Annotated in this window: 19 protein-coding genes; 10 read left to right on the forward strand and 9 right to left on the reverse strand. The window is 61.0% G+C overall.

Going from position 1 to position 20,472, the window contains the following annotated elements:
* Window positions 1–5: 5 nt before the first annotated feature.
* The 4 genes from accB to A7J50_RS03020 form a co-directional block, all read right to left on the reverse strand.
* A complete protein-coding gene (gene accB, locus A7J50_RS03005) occupies window positions 6–464 on the reverse strand; it encodes an acetyl-CoA carboxylase biotin carboxyl carrier protein (protein ID WP_064450485.1) in 459 nt (152 codons plus the stop codon).
* Window positions 465–488: 24 nt separating this feature from the next.
* Complete coding sequence (gene aroQ, locus A7J50_RS03010; protein WP_016972516.1) at window positions 489–944, reverse strand: type II 3-dehydroquinate dehydratase; 456 nt, start codon at window positions 942–944, stop codon at window positions 489–491.
* Window positions 945–1,241: 297 nt separating this feature from the next.
* Window positions 1,242–3,203: a methyl-accepting chemotaxis protein gene (locus tag A7J50_RS03015; protein ID WP_064450486.1), complete on the reverse strand. Its 1,962-nt coding sequence runs from the start codon at window positions 3,201–3,203 to the stop codon at window positions 1,242–1,244.
* Between the two features lie 53 nt (window positions 3,204–3,256).
* Window positions 3,257–4,927, reverse strand: a complete 1,671-nt coding sequence (locus tag A7J50_RS03020; RefSeq protein WP_064450487.1) for a response regulator — start codon at window positions 4,925–4,927, stop codon at window positions 3,257–3,259.
* A 404-nt stretch (window positions 4,928–5,331) separates the two neighbouring features.
* Between A7J50_RS03020 and A7J50_RS03025 the strand changes: the two genes are divergently transcribed.
* The 5 genes from A7J50_RS03025 to A7J50_RS03045 all read left to right on the forward strand — a co-directional run bounded on the left by A7J50_RS03025 (window position 5,332) and on the right by A7J50_RS03045 (window position 10,559).
* Window positions 5,332–6,309, forward strand: coding sequence for a DUF2333 family protein (locus tag A7J50_RS03025; RefSeq protein ID WP_407015981.1), 978 nt, complete (start codon window positions 5,332–5,334; stop codon window positions 6,307–6,309).
* A gap of 2 nt (window positions 6,310–6,311) precedes the next feature.
* A complete protein-coding gene (locus A7J50_RS03030) occupies window positions 6,312–6,848 on the forward strand; it encodes an NUDIX hydrolase (protein ID WP_064450489.1) in 537 nt (178 codons plus the stop codon).
* Between the two features lie 193 nt (window positions 6,849–7,041).
* On the forward strand, window positions 7,042–7,413 hold the full coding sequence (locus A7J50_RS03035; protein WP_064450490.1) for a translation initiation factor Sui1: 372 nt from the start codon (window positions 7,042–7,044) through the stop codon (window positions 7,411–7,413).
* A 212-nt stretch (window positions 7,414–7,625) separates the two neighbouring features.
* On the forward strand, window positions 7,626–9,539 hold the full coding sequence (gene speA, locus A7J50_RS03040) for an arginine decarboxylase (RefSeq protein WP_064450491.1): 1,914 nt from the start codon (window positions 7,626–7,628) through the stop codon (window positions 9,537–9,539).
* A gap of 156 nt (window positions 9,540–9,695) precedes the next feature.
* On the forward strand, window positions 9,696–10,559 hold the full coding sequence (locus tag A7J50_RS03045) for an alpha/beta hydrolase (protein WP_064450492.1): 864 nt from the start codon (window positions 9,696–9,698) through the stop codon (window positions 10,557–10,559).
* An 8-nt stretch (window positions 10,560–10,567) separates the two neighbouring features.
* On the opposite strand, the gene A7J50_RS03050 is transcribed toward A7J50_RS03045, so the two are convergent.
* The 3 genes from A7J50_RS03050 to A7J50_RS03060 form a co-directional block, all read right to left on the reverse strand.
* Window positions 10,568–10,999 carry a hypothetical protein gene (locus tag A7J50_RS03050; RefSeq protein WP_064450493.1) on the reverse strand — a complete coding sequence of 144 codons (432 nt, stop codon included), beginning with the start codon at window positions 10,997–10,999 and terminating at the stop codon, window positions 10,568–10,570.
* Between the two features lie 105 nt (window positions 11,000–11,104).
* Window positions 11,105–12,460, reverse strand: a complete 1,356-nt coding sequence (locus A7J50_RS03055; RefSeq protein ID WP_064450494.1) for an MATE family efflux transporter — start codon at window positions 12,458–12,460, stop codon at window positions 11,105–11,107.
* Between the two features lie 3 nt (window positions 12,461–12,463).
* Window positions 12,464–12,754 (reverse strand): hypothetical protein, encoded by a 291-nt coding sequence (locus tag A7J50_RS03060; protein WP_053254143.1) that lies wholly within the window; start codon window positions 12,752–12,754, stop codon window positions 12,464–12,466.
* Between the two features lie 163 nt (window positions 12,755–12,917).
* Here A7J50_RS03060 and A7J50_RS03065 point away from each other — a divergent pair, with 163 nt between their 5' ends.
* The 5 genes from A7J50_RS03065 (at window position 12,918) to A7J50_RS03085 (ending at window position 17,306) form a co-directional block, all read left to right on the forward strand.
* Window positions 12,918–13,226, forward strand: a complete 309-nt coding sequence (locus A7J50_RS03065; RefSeq protein ID WP_064450495.1) for a MazG-like family protein — start codon at window positions 12,918–12,920, stop codon at window positions 13,224–13,226.
* On the forward strand, window positions 13,219–13,968 hold the full coding sequence (locus A7J50_RS03070; protein WP_064450496.1) for a methyltransferase: 750 nt from the start codon (window positions 13,219–13,221) through the stop codon (window positions 13,966–13,968). Before A7J50_RS03065 ends, A7J50_RS03070 begins: the two co-directional genes overlap by 8 nt.
* 23 nt (window positions 13,969–13,991) lie before the next feature.
* Complete coding sequence (locus A7J50_RS03075; RefSeq protein ID WP_053254146.1) at window positions 13,992–14,594, forward strand: DUF4136 domain-containing protein; 603 nt, start codon at window positions 13,992–13,994, stop codon at window positions 14,592–14,594.
* A 45-nt stretch (window positions 14,595–14,639) separates the two neighbouring features.
* Entirely contained in the window at window positions 14,640–15,197 is a 558-nt protein-coding gene (locus tag A7J50_RS03080) for a DUF4136 domain-containing protein (RefSeq protein ID WP_064450497.1), read from the forward strand.
* A gap of 132 nt (window positions 15,198–15,329) precedes the next feature.
* On the forward strand, window positions 15,330–17,306 hold the full coding sequence (locus tag A7J50_RS03085; RefSeq protein ID WP_064450498.1) for a pilus assembly protein TadG-related protein: 1,977 nt from the start codon (window positions 15,330–15,332) through the stop codon (window positions 17,304–17,306).
* Here A7J50_RS03085 and A7J50_RS03090 read toward each other — a convergent pair.
* Both A7J50_RS03090 and A7J50_RS03095 read right to left on the reverse strand, forming a co-directional pair.
* Window positions 17,303–20,035 (reverse strand): PAS domain-containing sensor histidine kinase, encoded by a 2,733-nt coding sequence (locus tag A7J50_RS03090; protein WP_064450499.1) that lies wholly within the window; start codon window positions 20,033–20,035, stop codon window positions 17,303–17,305. The genes A7J50_RS03085 and A7J50_RS03090 overlap by 4 nt on opposite strands.
* Window positions 20,032–20,469, reverse strand: coding sequence for a TadE/TadG family type IV pilus assembly protein (locus A7J50_RS03095; protein ID WP_064450500.1), 438 nt, complete (start codon window positions 20,467–20,469; stop codon window positions 20,032–20,034). The genes A7J50_RS03090 and A7J50_RS03095 overlap by 4 nt, the downstream gene beginning before the upstream one ends.
* Window positions 20,470–20,472 lie beyond the last annotated feature (3 nt).

Raw genomic sequence — 20,472 nt, forward strand, 5'->3', positions numbered from 1 at the left:
GCGGTTCAAACGATGGTGAACAGCGGCTGGTCGTACTCAACCGGCTGACCGTTTTCTACCAGAATGGATTCGATGACGCCGGCTTTCTCAGCGGTGATGTGGTTCATCATCTTCATCGCTTCAACGATGCAGATGGTGTCGCCCACTTTCACCGTTGCGCCGACTTCAACGAAGGCTGGCGAGGTCGGTGCCGGGGTGCGGTAGAACGTACCGACCATTGGCGACTTGACCACGAAGCCGTTCAACACAGGCGCAGCAGGTGCGGCTGGAGCAGCGGCAGCAGGTGCGGCGGCCGGAGCGGCAGCAGGCGCTGGAGCTTGCATCTGTGGCGCGTAGAACTGTTGGGCCGGGGTCTTGCTGTGACGGCTGATCCGTACGGATTCTTCGCCTTCCTTGATTTCCAGCTCGTCGATACCGGATTCTTCCAGCAGTTCGATCAGTTTCTTAACTTTACGGATATCCATGAATCATCAACTCCCAAGGGTCGGTCAGGGGCGCTTGGCCGGTTGTTCAATGTGTTCCAGGGCGGCCTCCAGGGCCAGTCGATAACCGCTGGCGCCAAGGCCGCAGATCACTCCTACCGCTACGTCGGAGAAGTAAGAGTGATGGCGGAAAGCTTCGCGTTTGTGCACGTTCGACAAGTGCACTTCGATAAATGGGATGCTCACCGCCAGCAGCGCGTCACGTAATGCAACGCTTGTATGCGTAAAAGCGGCGGGATTGATCAGGATAAAGTCCACGCCTTCGCCGCGCGCGGCATGGATGCGATCAATCAATTCGTACTCGGCATTGCTTTGCAGGTACAGCAAATGGTGGCCGGCTTCACGTGCCCGTCGCTCCAGATCAAGGTTGATCTGGTCGAGGGTGACTGCCCCGTAGACGCCCGGTTCGCGGGTGCCGAGCAGGTTCAGATTGGGTCCGTGAAGAACCAGTAAGGTCGCCATCGGCTGTTCCTTGTTATTGATGTGGGTACGGCAGAACTCGGCGACTATGCCGCAAAGCGTTTGTGACTGTCCAGTTCTATGCAGTAGGCAGCACGATTAGCGAGGATTGCGCGAAATTTGTGACTGTGGCCCGGATTCCGGTCATTGGTAGCACGGTCCTGAAGTCTCAGGAGATCCAATGTGGGAGCGGGCTTGCTCGCGAAAGCGGTGGATCAGTAAGAAATGAATTGACTGACCCACCGCATTCGCGAGCAAGCCCGCTCCCACATTGTGATCTGTGCATGGCATTGGAGCGGATTAAACGCGGAAAGCCTGCACAGCCGTATTGAGCTGCCCACCCAGCACCAGCAGGTGGTCGCCCTGGCGACGGCCCTGGCCAATACGCAGCAGATTATCCTCACCCAACTGGTGGATTCGTTCGCTGTTATCGCGAATTTCACTGACGGCACCACTCTGCTGAGCGGTCACATCGGCGATGCGCACTGCCGTGTCGGAAATCGTCTGGATTGCCCCGACGATTTCATCCAAGGCGCCGTCGGCTGCCTGGGCTTGCTGCGCGGTGGCTTCGGCGTGTTCGACCTGGGCGCGCATACCTTGCACCGATTGGTGGGCTGCGGATTGCAGGCCGGCAATCAGGCCCTGGATCTCGGCGGTGGCGCCGGCGGTGCGTTGGGCCAGTGAGCGCACTTCATCAGCGACCACGGCAAACCCGCGCCCGGCTTCACCGGCCCGCGCTGCCTCGATGGCCGCGTTGAGCGCGAGCAGGTTGGTCTGGTCGGCAATCGAGCGAATCACGGTCAGTACGCCGCCGATGGTGGCGGATTCTTCGGCGAGTTTTTCGATCATCTGCGCGTTTTGCTGCACTTCACCGACCAGCGCATGCAAGCCGGTCAGGCTCAGGCCGATCACGCGCTGGCCCTGTTCCACGGCTTGACCCGCGCTGCGACTGGCGCCGGCTGCCTGGCTGGCATCCCCGGCCACTTGCTGGATGGTGGCTTCCAGTTCGCCCAGGGAATCACGGATCTGCGCGGTATCACCGGCCTGGCGCTCGGCACCGTCATGCAGGCCACTGCTCAGCTCGGCGAGGGCGCGGCTGCTGCCGGCCACTTCCTCGGCATTGCCGCGAATAGTGCCCACCAGGTCCACCAGGTAGGCGCGCAAGCGGTTAAGGGAGGCTTCGATATCGTGCAATTCACGGTTGGTCTTGCCCAGGGCAATCGGCTGGCTGAAGTCGCCTTCGGCCCAGGTGGACAGGGCCGGTGCCAGGTTGGTCAGCACCCGCGCCAGGCGCCGTTGCAGGGTGTCGATCAGCAGCGCGATCAGCAGGATCAGGCCGATCATCACCCCTTGCATCAGGCGTACTTCACCCTGGATCCTGGCGTGTTGCGCGCGCACCACAGGTTCCAGGCCAGCGATGGATTGTTGCACAGCGGCGATTTTCAGGTGGGTGCCGGCAGCCAGTGCGGTGCGCTGCTGGATCTGGTCACGGGTGCGCTTGAGTTCGGCGGGGTAGCGGGTCAGCAGGCTGTTGAGCTCGCGCTTGAGGTCGACCCCCGTGTCCTGAACGTCGGCTTTTTCGCTGTTTTCAAGGCCCATCATGGCTGAAAAGTCATCGGAACTGGATTCCGCGCTGGCCTTTACGCCAAGCAACGGTAACTGCGTTAACAGGTCGGCCTGGGTGCGGATACTGGCGACTTCGCGTTCTACGTCATCGGCCAATTCCGCGCGCCCGCTGCTCACCAGTTTGTCGCGTGCCAGGGACAGCTTGCCCAAGTGCTGGGAAGCGGCCAGCAGTGGCGGCAAGTAACGGGCTGCCTCGGGCGAGTTGACGCCCATGGCGTACTGGCTGAGTTGCTCCAGGTTCGCGCTCAATTCTCGCTCGGCTTGCAGCAGCAGTGCTTGCGGGTCGCCGGCCAGTTTACCGGCGGCCAGCAGGTCAGTTTTGCTGAAGGCATCCAGATCCGCGAGGCTGGGACGCAGGGTTTGCGCCAGCTCGGCGGGCAATTCATCCAGGTGCTGCAAGAGGTTTTCCAGGCTCTGGCTGGCGCCACTCAAACGCAAGGCGTCGCCACTGGCCAGGTAGTCGTCGATATTGCGTGCTGCCTGGTTCTGGAAGGTTTGCGACAAGCCCAGGTAGCGTTCCATCAGCCAGTAAGGTCGTTCCAGTGCGCGTTGCGACCACCACAGCGTCGCCCCAAGTGCCAGGCACACGGCCACTAGAAGAAGGGTATTCAGATTGGTCAGCAGCTTCAGGCGCATGCGTGGTTTCAACCGACAGCAAAAGATAAGTGCCTGAAGTTATTGCGTTTTCATTACAGGGTTATGACGGATTCAGTGAATTCAGGTGAAAAGGTGGCACTTTGCTTTGACGTGCGTGCGGCTTGTACACGGTTACGTCCCGCGCCCTTGGCGCGGTACAGCGCCTCGTCTGCCTGAGCGGCCATCATCAGGCTGTCGGAGTCGTCGCACAGCTCCACCAGCCCGGCACTGAAGGTACACCACAAGTCCTGGGGTTGGGCGGGGTAGTGAATTTCGGCAAAGCGCCCACGGATTTCATCCAGCACCTTGCAGGCCGATTCCAGGTCGGTGTCGGGCATCACGATGGCGAATTCTTCACCGCCGTAGCGGCCGATGTAGTCGGTCTTGCGCAGGCGTTGCTTGAGAAACAGCGCCAGGCTTTTGATGACGCGGTCGCCCATGGGGTGGCCGTGGCTGTCATTGACCCGTTTGAAATGGTCAATATCGAGCATGGCAAAGCTCAGCGGCTTGTTCTCGCGGCGTGCGCGAAAGCTGCAGTCTTCGAGCAATTGCAGGATGTGGGTATGGTTGTACAGCCCGGTCAGGCTGTCACGCACCATCCGCGCCTTGAGATTGCGCGCGCGGGCGGCGCGGTTGCGTACGGTGGTGATCAGGTGGCGCGGCTTGATCGGCTTGGTGAGGAAGTCATCGCCGCCTTCGCTCATGGCGTCCAACTGCTTGTCCAGGTCATCTTCGGCCGACAGGTAGATGATGGGCACGCTGACATAACGGTCGTTGTGGCGAATCACCTTGGCCAGTTCGGTACCGGTACAGGCGGGCATGTACATGTCGAGGATGATCAGGTCCGGTTGGAAGTCCGCCAGCTCGGCCATGGCCTGGATCGGCTCGATCAGGGTGCGCGTAACGATGCCGGCGCTGTTGAGCAGGCGCTCGGTGTGCAACGCCTGGGCGCGTGAGTCATCGATGATCAGCACTTTATAAGGCTCGTACTGCGCGACGCAGGTCAGCACTTCGATCTTTTCCAGCAGGCTGGAGGCTTCCAGCGTGCCGGTGAGGAATTCCTGGCCGCCCGCCCGCACGGCGGCCAGGCGCGTCGGGGTGTCGGTTTCGTGCAGGCTGAAGAACAACAGCGGCAGCTTTTGCTCCAGACCTTCCTGGGCTTCGGCCGCGAGCTTGAGGCCCAGGCCGGCACCGCAGAAATCCACATCCATCACAATCGCCGAAGGCAGGCGCTCGGCCAGGGACGCACGGAACGCCGCCACGCTGTCGAGGGACTGGGCGCTCATGCCGAAGAATTCCAGTTGCTTGGCCAGGCGCTCGGCGCGGTCGTGATCAGCCAGCATGACGTAGATCGGCTTGCGCATCGGCGGCAGGAACGTTTGCTCCAGCTGGTCGCCCTGGCGCAGGCCGGTGCGGGACAGGCGCTGCATCAGGCGGTTGAGTTCGGTGATCACCTGGCTGCTGAGGCGGCCGCGATTCTCGTCCACGACCTTGAGGGACTCGCCAATGTGCCGCGCGAGCTGGCCGTGTTCCGGCTGTTCGAAGCGTTCGGCAAAACGCAGCAGGCGCAGGTTCGCTTCGCTGAGTTCGGACAAATCTGCGTTTGACCATTCACTTCGCTGCAGGCGTTGCCAGATCTCAAGAATTTGACGTGCCTGATGAATTACCCGCTGGGCAAAGTGCTGCTTGAGACGCTCACGGCTGGGGTCTTCTGACTCGGTCATATCCTGACTACTAGTTAGGGTGCATGCTGAGGTCGACTGATGGCTCTATGCTAGCACCTCTTTTCTTCTATATGAGTGTCATACGTCAATTAAGTACAAGTCTGTGCGATTCAGTTTTTGACCTTATGGTCGCGCTGCGTAAAAAGCCTGCATGCGTTATGGTTGAAGATCTTTATAGTCGAACCTGCCCCGTGCGCCACTTTGGTTAAAAGGCCCGCACCGATGGGCACGATGGGGTAGGGTTGTGGTCGGAGTGTTTGACCGCACCCGGACAATTGACGTGCATGAACTCAAGTGATTGAAAGGATATCGCCATGCTGGACTGGAAAAACCGTGCAGGCAGTGCCAAAGGCCCCGCCCCTGAGCCAAAGCCGACCCACCGCGGCTACTTTCGCAACCTGCTGATGAGCAAAGCGTTGCTCAGCGTGCTGGCCTTGTACCTGTTGGTCACCGGTGGCCTGGGTTGGTACTGGAGCGAAGAGCCGGCGCTGTTTCCGGTCCAGCAAAACGCCCAGCTTGCCGCCGAGAAGGAAGGCAAGCAGATGGTAATTGGCTACACCACCGTCGAAACCCTCAAGACTGTGGTCGGCACGTTGCTGAACAAGCCCGGTGGCTATATTTCCAACGACCGTTTCCCGCCCGGCCTGTGGATGGACAACATGCCCAGCTGGGAATACGGCGTGCTGGTGCAGGTGCGTGACTTGACCCGTGCCCTGCGTAAAGACTTCGCCCGTTCCCAGTCGCAATCGGCTGAAGACGCCGATTTGGCCAAGGCCGAGCCACGCTTTAACTTTGACAATAAGAGCTGGGTGTTGCCATCGAGCGAGTCGGAGTACCAGGAAGGCATCAATTCCCTGAGCCGCTACGAAGCGCGTCTGTCCGACCCTAACCAGAGGGGCGCGCTGTTCTATGCGCGTGCCGACAACCTGAACAACTGGCTGGGCGATGTCGCCACTCGTTTGGGTTCATTGTCGCAACGCCTGTCGGCCAGTGTCGGTCGGGTCAAGCTGAACACGGCACTGAAAACCGAAGCCCTGGCGCCGGGTGAAGTACCGCAGGTCGATGAAGAAGTGGTGGAAACCCCATGGATGCAGATCGACAACGTGTTCTACGAGGCCCGTGGCCAGGCGTGGGCTTTGTCTCACTTGCTGCGCGCCATTGAAGTCGATTTTGCCGACGTGCTGGCCAAGAAAAATGCCACCGTCAGCGTGCGTCAGATCATTCGTGAGCTGGAGGCCTCGCAGGAGCCGGTTTGGAGCCCTATGATTCTCAACGGCAGTGGCTTTGGCATTCTCGCCAACCACTCGCTGGTCATGGCCAACTATATTTCCCGGGCAAACGCTGCAGTGATCGACTTGCGTCAGCTCCTCAACCAAGGGTGATGATGGACGCTACTCAAAATGAGGCCGCGCACCGCGCGGCCTCTGATGCTGAGCTGATTTGTTGGGTCGACGAACAGGACAACCTGCTCGGCCATCTCGTCAGGTCTGACCTTCGTGAGCGCGGCCTGATTGGCCGTTGCACTTTTATCTTCCTGTTCAATTCGGCCGGCGAACTGTGTGTGCATCGCCGTACCTTGAGTAAAGCCCTGTACCCCGGTTTTTGGGACACGGCCGCGGGCGGAATGGTCGCGGCAGGCGAGTGTTACGCCGATTCGGCGGCCCGTGAGTTGGAAGAAGAGCTCGGGGTTGGCGGCGTGGAATTGGTCGAACATGACCATTTCTACTTCGAGGATGGCGCCAGCCGGCTCTGGTGTAAATCCTATTCGGCGGTCTGGGATGGCCCATTACGCCTGCAGCCCGAAGAAGTCATGGAAGCACGGTTTTTACCCCTTGAAATGGTTCTGCAGGAAGCTGAACAAAAGCCTTACTGCCCGGACGCTCAAGAGGGCTTGCGGCGCTATCTGGCCTCGCGTCGCTAAAGTTGCATAAATTGGCGCTATTTGGCTCTTAGCAAGTCGGCTTTTTGCCGTTACACTGCGCGACTTTTCACCCAAACCGCCTTTGCGGTTCGGTAGCGCTGCCCCTGCCTGAGTGGGGCTTCGCGGTCGATGCCCTGTTCTTTTTACGAGAATCGAGCAGCGATCTGTCTTTGTCCTCCCAAGAGGATTGCCGGTGGCCAAAAAAGCCGCATCCTTCGCCGCCCTTGGTGGCTTGGTATTTTCCACCGACGCAGGTCGACACTGCCCGGACTGTCGCCAGCCCGTGGATTCGTGTACCTGCAAACAGACCCTGATCCCTGAAGGCGACGGCATTGCCCGCGTTAGACGCGAGAACAAAGGCCGTGGCGGCAAGACGGTGACCACCATCACCGGTGTGCCCCTGGCCGAAGAAGCCCTGAAGGAACTCGCCACCACGCTGAAAAAGCGCTGTGGCACGGGTGGCGCCCTGAAAGACGGCGTCATCGAGATTCAGGGCGATCACGTCGAGTTGCTGTTGGCCGAGCTGATCAAGCTCGGTTACAAGGCGAAGAAATCCGGCGGCTAGCAGCCTCTGTGAAACCCACCCCGATCGCCGGTTTGCTGAACGCGAACTTTCGTCTCCATGGTTTTCACAGAGCCTGTTCCTGACCGGTGTCTAAACTCTGTCCTGCGAGTGGGGTCTACCTTGCTTACAGGCAAATCGTCATTTTCATTCTTTAGACTTCGCCAGCCTTACAGAAGGGCGCGGTGATCTTCGACTTTATATAGGGGACTTCGATGTCCGTACGACGCACACGCAAAGACGATGGCAGCCAATGGACAGTTGCGGACAGCCGCAGTGTTTACGGGATTCGCCATTGGGGGGCCGGGTATTTCGCGATCAATGATGCCGGTCGCGTTGAAGTCCGTCCGAACGGCCCGAACAGCACGCCCGTCGATCTGTACGAGCAAGTCGACGAGCTGCGCAAAAGCGGTTTGTCCTTGCCGCTGCTGGTGCGTTTTCCCGATATCCTGCAAGACCGTGTACGCCAACTGACCGGCGCTTTCGATTCCAACATCGAACGCCTGGAATACCAGAGCAAGTACACCGCGCTGTACCCGATCAAAGTGAACCAGCAGGAAGCGGTGATCGAGAACATCATCGCCACCCAGGACGTTTCCATCGGCCTGGAAGCTGGTTCCAAGCCTGAGCTGCTGGCCGTGCTGGCCCTGGCACCCAAGGGCGGCACCATCGTCTGCAACGGTTACAAAGACCGTGAGTTCATCCGCCTGGCGCTGATGGGCCAGAAGCTGGGCCATAACGTCTTCATCGTGATCGAGAAAGAATCCGAAGTTGGCCTGGTGATCGAAGAAGCCGCCAACCTCAAGGTCAAGCCGCAGGTTGGCTTGCGCGTGCGTTTGTCGTCGCTGGCGTCGAGCAAATGGGCGGACACGGGTGGCGAGAAGTCCAAGTTTGGTTTGTCGGCGGCGCAGTTGCTGTCGGTGGTCGAGCGCTTCCGCGCGGCTGGCCTCGATCAAGGCATTCGCCTGCTGCACTTCCACATGGGCTCGCAGATTGCCAACCTGGCCGACTACCAGCACGGGTTCAAGGAAGCCATTCGTTATTACGGCGAACTGCGTAACCTCGGCCTGCCGGTGGACCACATCGACGTCGGCGGCGGCCTGGGCGTGGACTACGACGGTACCCACTCGCGTAACGCCAGCTCGATCAACTACGACATGGACGACTACGCCGGTGTGGTCGTGGGCATGCTCAAGGAATTCTGCGACGCGCAGAGCCTGCCGCACCCGAACATTTTCTCCGAAAGCGGTCGCTCCCTGACCGCCCACCACGCCATGCTGGTGGTGCAAGTCACTGACGTCGAAAAACACAACGACGACGTGCCGGAAATCGAAAACAAGGAAAGCCTGCCGGAAACCGTGCAATGGCTGGTGGACCTGCTGGGCCCGACCGACATCGAGATGGTCACCGAAACCTACTGGCGCGCCACTCACTACATGAGCGACGTAGCCACCCAGTACGCCGACGGCAAACTGACCCTCGCGGAAAAAGCCCTCGCCGAGCAGTGCTACTTTGCCGTGTGCCGTCGCCTGCACAACTCGTTGAAAGCCCGTCAGCGCTCGCACCGCCAAGTGCTGGACGAACTCAATGACAAGCTGGCCGACAAGTACATCTGCAACTTCTCGGTATTCCAGAGCTTGCCGGACACCTGGGCCATCGGCCAGGTCCTGCCGATTCTGCCGCTGCACCGCCTCGACGAAGAGCCGCTGCGCCGCGCCGTGCTGCAAGACCTGACCTGCGACTCCGACGGCAAGATCAAGCAATACGTCGACGAGCAGAGCATCGAGACCAGCCTGCCGGTGCACGCCTTGAATGAAGGTGAAGACTACTTGCTGGGCATCTTCCTGGTGGGCGCTTACCAGGAAATCCTCGGTGACATGCACAACCTGTTCGGTGATACCGATTCGGTGAACATCTACCAGCGCGAAGACGGTTCGGTGTACAGCGCCGGTATCGAGACCCACGACACCATCGAAGACATGCTGCGCTATGTGCACTTGTCGCCGGAGGAGTTGATGACGCATTACCGCGACAAGTGCGCGAGCGCGAAGATCAGTGCCAGTGAGCGCACGCAGTTCCTGGATGCGTTGCGTCTCGGTTTGACCCGCTCTTCGTACCTGTCCTCGTAATATCGGCTGGCAGAGATCTAAAATGTGGGAGCGGGCTTGCTCGCGAAAGCGGTACATCAGTCACACATGTGTTAACTGATTCACCGCTTTCGCGAGCAAACCCACTCCCACATTTGTATCTTCGTTTGGTTGTACCTTCTTTGTGAGGTCTGAACGATGTCGAGCAAACTCTTGCAAGCGTTCACCCTGGCAGTCGCCGCATTCCTCGCGGCATGCTCCCCGATCAAAGTGCTCAACGCACTGACGCCCTCCAACACCTTCACCAAAACCGCATCCATCGCCTACGGCACTGATCCGCGCCAAAAACTCGATATCTACCGTCCTGTCGCGGCCGCACCCAATGCGCCCGTCGTGGTGTTTTTTTACGGCGGCAGCTGGAACAGCGGCTCCAAGGACGATTACGGTTTCGTCGGCGAGGCACTGGCCTCACGCGGCATCGTTGTCGTGATCGCCGACTATCGGCTCTACCCCCAAGTGCGTTACCCCACCTTTCTTCAAGACGGCGCCCAAGCGGTGGCCTGGACACGTCAACACATCGCCGAATACGGCGCCGACCCCACGCAGTTCTACCTGATGGGCCACAGCTCCGGTGCCTACAACGCCTCGATGCTGGCACTGGATGGGCGCTGGTTGAAAGCCGTGGGATTGTCGCCCTCGATGCTCAAGGGTTGGATCGGCCTGGCCGGGCCCTATGACTTCCTGCCGATTGATAACCGCGATGTGCGCCCGGTGTTCTTCTTCCCGAATTCCCCACCTGATTCCCAGCCGATCAACCACGTCAGCCATGGCGCGCCGCCGAGCCTGTTGATTGCCTCTGCGAGCGACACGCTGGTCAACCCCACGCGCAACACGGGCGGGCTGGCGAAAAAGTTGCGCGACGCGGGGGTGCCGGTCGAGGAGTTTTACTTCACCAAGACCAACCATGCGACGCTGGTGGCGTCCATTGCCAAGCCCTTGCGCTGGCTGGCGCCGGTGCTTGATCGGGTCACGGCGTTTATCCAGTCCACTCCGGGCCAGTGAGGCTGGCGCTACCGGACGATGAGGCTGTACACGGTTGAGGTCTCGGTACTGGCTTCCTCCAGCGCGACGGAGCGCAGCGTGTCATCCGGTGATGCGGGCGTGATTGTCAGCGCAACGCCATTATTCATTAGCGTGCGACCCTGGGGCGACAGGGTCGCTCTAATGCCCTGCTGCGTCACGAACACCTGGAAACCCGTCTGGTTCCAGACCTCAACTGCGGTTGAGACAGGCAGCTCCGGCAGCGTTGCAGGTGTGTCGCTTCCCGGTTTGATTGCCCACTCGCCGGTGCCCGGGGTGATCGGTGGGGTTTGAATGGCAGGTTCAGCGACGACGTCGCTGGGTGGCGGCGATTTTTTCGCCTTGGCCGCACGCATTGTGGCGGCCACGATTAAACCGACCACTAGCAACGCGCCGAGGATAAATACGATATTGGTGCCCATGTTTGTCCGTCCCTGAGTTGAAAGAAGGTTGAGGCCAGAAACGTATCGCTTTGCAGGCCCAACCTTCATTCAACGTCGGTAGCGGGGTTTTGTAACCTGTGAGAACTAACAGGTCGGCTCGCCGAGCCACGCGTTTCTTTTGTTCAATCGCCAAGCGATCGCCCACAGCGTGAGGCTGCGCAAGGCCATGAACAGCAGAAAGCTTATCCACAAGCCGTGGTTGCCGTAGCCCTGCAATACCCACGCGAACGGTAGCAAAATCACCACTGTCAGCAGCATACCGTTGCGCATTTCCCGTGCGCGGGTGGCGCCGATAAACAGGCCGTCCAGCAAGTAACTCCACACGGCAATCAGCGGCAGCACCGCCAGATAAGGCAAGTAGATATCGGCGGTTTCGCGCACGCTGGGGATGTTGGTTTGCATGGCGATAAACAGGTGGCCGCCAAAGGTGAACAGCAGCGCGAAGCCCACACTGGCGATCAATGACCAACCGCAGGCGACCACCAATGAACGGCGTAACGCCTGCCGGTCGTGGGCGCCGATGGCGTGCCCGCACAGGGCCTCGACTGCGTGGGCCAAACCGTCCAGGGCATGGGCGGTCAGCAACAGGCCATTGAGCAGCAGCGCATTGGCCGCCACGGTGGCATCGCCCAGGCGGGCGCCTTGCACCGTGATCATGAAGAATACCGATTGCAGGGCCAGGCTGCGGATGAAGATGTCGCGGTTCACCGCCAGCAGCGGGCGCCAGCTTTGCCACCGCTTGAGTGCGGCCCAGGCGATATGCCCGGGGTAGGCGCGCAGGGCTTTTTGCGTGAGCGCCAGGCCAAGCAGGGCGCCGGTCCATTCGGCAATGACGGAGGCGCGCGCGGAACCGACCACACCCCAATCCAGGCCAAGAACGAACCACAGGTTCAGGGCGATATTGACCAGGTTGGTGGTCAGCAGAATCGCCAGCGGTGCACGGGCGTTCTGGGTGCCGAGGAACCAGCCGACCAAGGCATAGCTGGCCAGCGCGGCAGGCAGGCCGAACAAGCGAGTGTGGAAAAAATCGCGGGTCAGTTGATTCAGCTCGGGGGAGGGCTGCATCCATTCCAGCGCCAACTGGCTCAGCGGGATGCCCACCGTGCCCAAGAGCATCGCCAGGCCCAGCGCCAGCAGCAGACCTTGCAGCAGGACCTGCCGCAACGCTGCACCATCGCCACGCCCGGCGGCTTGCGCGGCAAACCCGGTGGAGCCCATGCGCAGAAAACCCATGGCCCAGGCGAGGAAGGTATAGAGGCTGGCCCCAACGGCCACGGCGCCCAGTTGGTGGGCGTGTGGCAAGTGGCCGATGACCATGCTGTCGACCAGCGCTACCAGTGGCACCGAGATGTTCGACAAAATCATCGGCGCGGCCAGGGCCCAGACACGGCGATGGGTGGGGCGGTCGCGCCAGTCGGTGAGTAACGTGAGTGTTTTCAAGTATCAGTGCACAACCCAACTGAGCAGCCAAAGGCCCAGCATCAACCAGATAATGCCCGCAATGATCGATGCCCGCATAAACGCGCGCACTGCCGAGTACAGCAGCAACAGCCCGATGATCAGGGTGATGATGCTGATGATCGACGTGTCCATGCCCAGGGATTTGGATAGCCCGTCGACAAAATCGCCGCCGGCATGGGACAGCGTGTTGAACAGCCCGCTGAACAGCTCGACGATAAAGTGGATGATCTGGCCGATTTTGAGACCCAGCCAGCCGAAAAAGTCTGTTTGCATGTGTGTGTCCTGATGAATAGGTGGGCGTAGCTGCCGGACCTGAGCCTTTGGTCGTTATCGGCGCACGCGAGTTCCCTTCTAGCATAGAGGTTTACGGCGTGCAGGGATTCACTTGCCTTCGCTAATCATCCGCCCGAAGCTATACACCTTCAGGAGCCCCCGCATGAACCTCGAACACCTCACCGAACGCCTGCACCGTATCCGCGATGACAATCAGTGGAAGCCGTTCCACAGCCCGAAAAACCTGGCCATGGCCGCCAGCGTGGAAATGTCCGAGCTGGTGGAAATCTTCCAGTGGCTGACCGAAGACCAATCGCGCCAACTGCCCGCAGACAAGCTCGCCCATGCCGGGCAGGAAGTCGGCGATATCGTGCTGTACCTGCTGTTGCTGTGCAGTGAGCTGGGCCTGGATATGAATGAAGTGGTACGCGCCAAACTGGCCGACAGCGAACGGCGGTTTGCCCATGAGTGATCGTCATTTCGACCAGTTGGCCACGCGCTTCGCCGAGAAAATCTACGGGGGCGCCAAAGGGGCGATTCGCCTGGCGGTGCTCCAGGCCGACCTGACCGAAGCGTTGCCGGACCGCCCGTTGCGCGTGCTGGATATCGGCGCTGGCCTGGGGCATATGTCGTTGTGGCTGGCCGAACGCGGCCATCAGGTCACACTGGCCGAGCCCGCCGAGCCGATGCTTCAAGGCGCGCGCCAGCGTTTTGCGGATGCGGGGCAGACGGCGACGTTTATTCACGCGCCCTGGCAGGACCTGCTCGGCCAACTCACCGAACCTTACGACCTGGTGCTGTGCCATGCGGTGCTGGAATGGTTGGCCGAACCCCATGCGATACTGCCGGTGCTGCACCAACTCACGGTGCCCGGCGGCTGGTTGTCGCTGGCGTTCTACAACCGTGATGCGCTGATTTACCGCAACCTGCTCAAAGGCCACTTCCGCAAAATGCGCAAGAACGACATGGCCGGCGAAAAGCAGAGCCTTACGCCGCAACAACCCCTCGACCCACGGGAATTGGCGGCGCAACTCGAAGGGCTATGGCAGGTCGAAAGCCAAAGTGGCGTGCGGGTGTTCCACGACTATATGCCGGTGGAATTCCAGGCCCGCGCCGATTTACAGGATTTGTTGGAGATGGAACTCGCTCACCGTCGTCACCCAAGCTTTGCCGGGCTTGGGCGTTATTTGCACTGGATATGCCGTCCGGTTTAGCGGCCCAGTCTGCGGAGGTCGAAATGCGTCGTCTCTGTTTGATCCTGTTGTCCCTGGGTTTGGGAGCATGTTCCAGCCCGAATCCTTACGTGGCCGCCTCGGCCCCGATGCCGCCGGCTCCGGCACAGGCGGCCAACACCTTTGATGCCAGCGCCTACCCGGCGCCGGTGCGCGACTATGGCGCCTACCGCAGTTGGGCCTGGCTTAACGGCCAACTGCCGGCGGGTTCGGCGTGGGCCGACTCGGCGCAAATTGCCGAGGCGGTCAGCGGCGCCCTTGACCAGCGCGGCTTGCGCCCCTTGCATGACAACCGTGCGCCCGACCTGCTGGTAAGCGCCGATGTGCGCCTGGAAAAGCGCCTGCGCCAGGTCCAGGACGACTATGGCTATGGTTACGGTGGCTATAACCGCTATGGCAACGGTTACGGCATGTACAACTCGGTGCCGGTGGTGCGCACCTATGAAGTGACGGTGGCGGTGGCGCGTATCAGCCTGTTCGATGCCCGCACCCGCCAGCCGGTCTGGAGCACCAGCGCCGAAACGACCAGCCAGGGCAGCTTGAGCGAACGCGCGGATGCACTGCGCGAGGCAATGCAGAAGGCAATGACTGCCTACCCACCCAGTTAGCAGCTATTCTCATCTCAGGCTTATACCGTTTTTTGGAGAACAACCATGCTTCGTCGCTTCGCTGCACTTGCTGTTGTTGTACTGCTGGGGGGCTGCCAGACCAGTCAGGTCAACAACGACTATGACGCCAGCCGCGACTTCGGCGCCTATCGCAACTGGGCCTGGAAAGACCCGGCCCTGCAATATCGACCGGATGACCCGCGCATCAAGAGTGACCTCACTGAGCAACGCATCCGCCAGGCTGTGGGCGAACAACTCGACCAACGCGGCCTGCGTCCCGCTGCGGCAGGCACCATGGCCGACCTGAAGGTGCAGGTTTACCTGATCGTCGAAGACCGCCAGCAACAAGTCACCACCAATTACGGTGGAGCATGGGGCGGCCCGTGGAACGGTTACTGGGGCGCGCCGATGTACAACGAAACGCGCAACATCACCTACAAGGTTGCAACCCTGCAGGTCGACCTGTTGGACGGCAAGGATGGCAAGCTGGTGTGGCGTGGCAGCGACGAGCAGATGATGAGCAGCACGCCGAACCCGCAGGACCGCAGCAATGCCATCCGCACCACGGTGACCAAGATCCTTTCCAATTACCCACCGCACTGAACCCCGCCATTTGAGCTGTGTGGGAGCAAGGCACCTCCCACATTTGCCCGTCATCCTCCCCAGCCCTTGTCTACACTCATTGACACCCCAGGAGAGTAAGCGCTCGGCAACTCGCCGGCACAGGAGTGCTCGATGTCTCCCCGATTGGCTTACAAGCAGCGCGGTGCCATTGGCTTGATGGCGGTCGGCGTGTTGGCGTTGGTATTGGTCTGTACCTTGCTGGTGGTCGACAGCGGCCGTTTGTACCTGGAAAAGCGCAAGCTGCAGGGCGTGGCGGATACGGCGGCGCTGGAGGCCGTGAGTCGCGGCGGGACCTGTGTGGCTGGTCTGAGCGCAGCGGCTTACGCGGCGCAGAGTGTGGCTCGGAACAATTTTGTGGTGGGTAACGGCAATACCCTGGCGACCCTTTGCGGCACGGTAACGACCGCCGCGTCGGGGCTGCGCACCTTCAGTGCAAACCCTGCGGTGTCATCGGCGATTCAAGTGGTGGTCAGCAAAACCGTCACCACCAGCGTGGCCGGCGGAATCTGGACACTCTTTTCCGGCGGCCCGGTCAGCGTCAACACTGTATTGACGGCGACGGCAGTCGCGGCGATGCCTGCGCCATCGTTGGCCCAGCTCACCATCAACAGCACCCTGGCCAGCGTCAACACGGCCAGCGCGAGCCTGTTGAACCCGCTGTTCAGCGGCTTGCTCGGCGGCAACGTCAACCTGACCCTCGCTGGCTGGAATGGCTTGCTCAACACCAACATCAATCTGCTCAGTTACCTCAACCAGTTGGCGGTCAACCTGAACGTGGCCGCCGGTAACTACACCCAATTGCTCAACACCACGGTCACCGCGTCGCAGTTGATCCAGGCCGCAATCACTGTGCTGACCGCCAACGGTGCGACGGCAGACGTGTTGACCGCGCTGGGCAACCTGCAAGTCGCCGCGATCAATCAGGCGCCATTAACCCTTGGGCAAATCCTGCAATTGCAAACCGGCACCACCGCTGCGGCGCTGAATGCCAACCTGCAAGTGTTTCAACTGATCCAGGGCGTGGTGCAACTGTCCAACAGCCAGAGCGCGGTGGCGGCGACCTTGCCCGTGAGCCTGCTGGGGCTGGCCAATATCACCACCCAAGTCAAAGTGATAGAGCCGCCGCAATTGTCGGCCATTGGCAACCCGGCACTTGCCGCCGCCAACCCGCTGGGGCCGAACGCGATTTATGTGCGTACCGCTCAGGTGCGTACGGAGGTGACGGTCAGCTTGCCGGTGTTGAGCAGTTTGTCGGGGCTGACCACGGCGGTGAATAACCTGGTGGGTCCGCTGACGCCGGTGGTCAATGGCCTGCTGAGCTTGGACCTGGTGACCGCCATCAACTCGGCGTTGTGTTTGCTGGGGGCCGGGTGCCAACAGTTGGATTTGCTGCCGTTGCCGGGCAACCTGCCGCTCAATATCGTCCTGGATGCCGGGGGCGCCAGCAGTTACGTCACCGCGTACAGCTGCCCAACCGGCAACGCGGGTACCAAGAGTCTGACGGCCACGACCACAACCTCTGTGGCGTCGCTGAATGTGGGCAGTATCACGAATGCGTTTTCCACCACACAGCCGATGACGGTGGCGCCCATGGCGCTGATCGATATTGGCACCAAGACCTGCCATATGATTGCCTTTATCGGCAGTTGCGGCACCCGGGTGCCGTTTGCCGGCGGTGGGATCGGGATCAAGGTGCAAAGCCCGATCGTTGGGAGCAACCAAACCCAGGTGTTTTCCAGCACCACACCCTTTGCCACGCCACCCAACGTAGGCCTCACGCCTACCTATTTGGCCGCCACGCCAGCCACCAATGTGGTGAGCAGCCTTTCAACCACCCTCAGTGGCGTGGGCATCACGGCCTATCAGCCGGTGGGCAATAATCCGCTGGGCAGCCTGATAGCGAATACGGTCTCGCTGTTAAGCGGTGTCAGCGCCATCGTCACGCCGGTCGTGGATAACCTGTTGGGCCCGCTGCTCAACCCGATTCTGAACAACTTGCTGAACAGCCTGGGGATCAGCCTGGCGAATGTGAACGTTGGCGCCAACCTGACCTGTGGCCAGACCGGCGAAGCCTACCTGGTAATTTAAGCGTCGGTGGCCCTGGGCAGCTCAATACAAAAGCGCGCGCCGTGTTCACCGTTGCTGACGCTCAGCCGCCCGCCCATGTTTTCCACGATGCCGTAGCTCACCGACAAGCCCAACCCGGTGCCCACGCCAATCGGTTTGGTGGTGAAAAACGGCTCGAAGATTCGCTCCAGTAACCGTGGGTCGATGCCGCCGCCGTTGTCTTCGACCCAGATGCGCACGTGGCGGCTGTCGTGTTCGGTGTGCACGGCGATCCAGGGACGCAGCTCGGGGTTTTTCTCGCGTTGGCTCAATAGCGCGTCGCGGGCGTTGACCATCAAGTTGATCAACACTTGCTCAAGTTGGTCGATGTAGCCTTTGACCTGCACCGGAACCTCCGCCTGGGTCAGGCGCACGTCCACGCCTTTGCCGCGCAGGCCTTCGCTGAGCAACGACAGCGTGCCCTCCAGCGCCTGCGCCGGGTCGAAGGGTTGCTGCTCGACCTCCGAGCGGCGGCCGAACACGCGCATATGGTCCACCACACGGGCCGCACGCTGCACCTGTGCGTCAATGCGCTGCAGTTTTTCGGTCAGGTAATCGACCTGCGCGTCGCCATTGCTCAGGCGCTTGAGCACATTGACGATGGCCATGCGCATCACGTTCAGCGGCTGGTTGATCTCATGGGCCAGACCTGTGGCCATTTCGCCGAGGGTGGCCATTTTCGCGCTTTGCGTCAGTTGTTGCTGGGAGCGGCGCACTTCGGTGTTGTCGCGGCCCACGGCCTGCACTTCCACCAAAGCGCCGTGCTCATCAAATACCCCGCGGTCCGACCACACCCACCAGGCATGTTCGCGCCCCGGTAATTGCAGGCTGATTTCTGCGGTGCTGACAGGAAATTCCGGCGTCAGTTGCCCGATGCGGTGCACAAATGCCCCGCGCTGTTCGGCCGACAGCCAGTCCCCTAGGTTCACTCCGTGCAACTGCGCGGGCAGGCATTCCAGATAGTTGGCCAGTGGCGTGTTGCCAAAGGTCAGGGTCAGGTCCGGGCGGTAGCGGCAAATCATCGCCGGGGAGTCTTCCACGAGAATTCGGTAGCGCTCCTCGCTGTCCTTGACCTGTTGCGCCGCCAGGGTCGCCTCGGTGACATCAAGCCACAGGCCGACCGCTTCCACCGGCACGCCTAGGTCGTCGCGCAGCAACTTGGCTTCATCGAGCAGCCAGTGGTAGTCGCCCTGCTTATTCTGCACACGATAACGACTGCGCACGCTGCCTTCACGCAGCAGTTGGCGGGTGCGCTGGAAGTACAGGTCGCGGTCGTCGGGGTGCACCCATTGCACCAGGCTGTCGTGGTTGCATTCGGCGAGCGTGCGGCCGAGCAAGGGGAGCAGGCTGTCACTGAAAAACACCGGTTGCAGGGCCCCGTTCACATAGCGCTGCACATAGATCACTGCCGGTGAGCTGGCGATCAGGTTGTCCAGTCGGGCGTGGGCGGCGTCGGCCTGCAATTGCTGGTTCTTGATGTCGCTGATATCGAGCATGAAGCCGACCCAACGACGCCGCTCGCCGGCGCCCAACACTTGGCCCTGCACGCGATACCAGGTCGGCGGCCGGTCGGTGTCGCTGCGGTTGAGGCGTACGCTGGCGAGCAAGGGCTTACCGAGGGTTTGCAGGTCCCGCAGGCGACTGTGCAGCTCCTGGCGGTCGGCGGGGTGGATGAGGGTCAGCCACGCGTCCAGGGGTTGCCGGGTCGGACCTTCTTCCGGGTCGAGGTTGCGCATCAATTGGGGGGCAAGCTGGATTTCGCCGCTCACGGGCAACAACTCAAACCAGCCAGTGCCCAGCAAGCCCTGCAGGGCTTCCAGGCGTTCCAGTTGTTGATGGTGACGGTGTTCGCGCAGGCGGCTGAGCAACGGCGCGGCCAGGGCGGCGGCGAGGTTCAGCCAGTCTCGGTCGCCGGTGTGCGGTTGGCCGCTGTAGGCGCCGCACAGCAGCCATGCGGCGATGCCTTGGCCGTCGCGATAGGGCACAAGAAAACCATCGGCATTGCCAAACACGCTGTGCAAACGCGGGTGCTCACCACGCCCATAAGGTGCTTGCAGGCTCAGCGGCGTCGTGCCGTTGAGACTGTCCAGGCAGGTGCCGAGACGCTGGCCGGTGTGCCAGAACAGCGGTGCGTCATGGTTGGCGTACTGGCTGTAGATCATCCAGCCCTGATCTTCCTGATCGAGCAACGCGAGGGCGACACAGGGGATGCGCCAGCGTTGCGCGATATTGCATAGCTGTTCGTTGAACACCTCGGGCAAGCGGCTGAGGCTGCACACGCGCAATTGCTCACTCACCAGGCTGATCAGTTGCTGGTTCTGTTCGCGCTGCTCGGCCCGGTCTCGGCCGCCGAGCAAATCGCCGATATCCACGGCATGCAACAGCCAGCCGTGCTCGTGGGCTTCTATCATCGCCCGGGTGTGCAGGATGTGCCCGGCCGGGCTCTGGAAATCCAGGTCCAGGCTGTGGCGTTGCCAATCGGCCGGAACACCTTCCACCGCCAGGGCACTGTGGGCGCACAGCAGGTCGTGCAAGCGTGGCGAGTTCACGTGCTGCCCTAACTGTGGGCGCAGCGTGCCGCTGATCTCCAGCACATGGCCTTGAGCATCCAACTGTATGTGCAGCCCGGCAGCAGGAGGCGCCGGCGTGTCGATAGCCAGCGCGCCACCGCGGCCGAGCAGGCGCCCGAAGAGTTTGTCGCCCGAACTCAAAACTGCAGGCTCGACTGGGCCTGCAATGTCACCGGCAATTGCGGCACGGTGCCAATGCCGGGCAGGACAATAAAGGGCATTACCGCCTGGAGATTGGCCGAGGGGTAGTTGATCTGCACCGACAGCAGGCCGTTGTTGAAGGTGGTGTTGATTTGGTTGATGTTGAAGTTGAACGCCGGCGGAATCCAATACAAACGCGTGGTGATAGCGTTTTTGGCGGTGCTCTGCACTGCGGCCTGGTAGCCCGGCATCGTCGGGTCCAGGGCCACGCTCAGCCGCACGGCTTCGGCGGTTGCCTGGTTGAACGACTGCAACAACAGCAGCGGCAGGCTATAGCTGACCATGCCGTAGAACACGGCGAAAAAAATCACGAACACGGCCACGAATTCAATCGCTGCCGTGCCTTTTTGCTTTCTTGGGAGGCTTGTTTTCATCAC

The sequence above is a fragment of the Pseudomonas antarctica genome, assembly GCF_001647715.1.
Classification (GTDB): Bacteria; Pseudomonadota; Gammaproteobacteria; order Pseudomonadales; family Pseudomonadaceae; genus Aquipseudomonas; species Aquipseudomonas antarctica_A.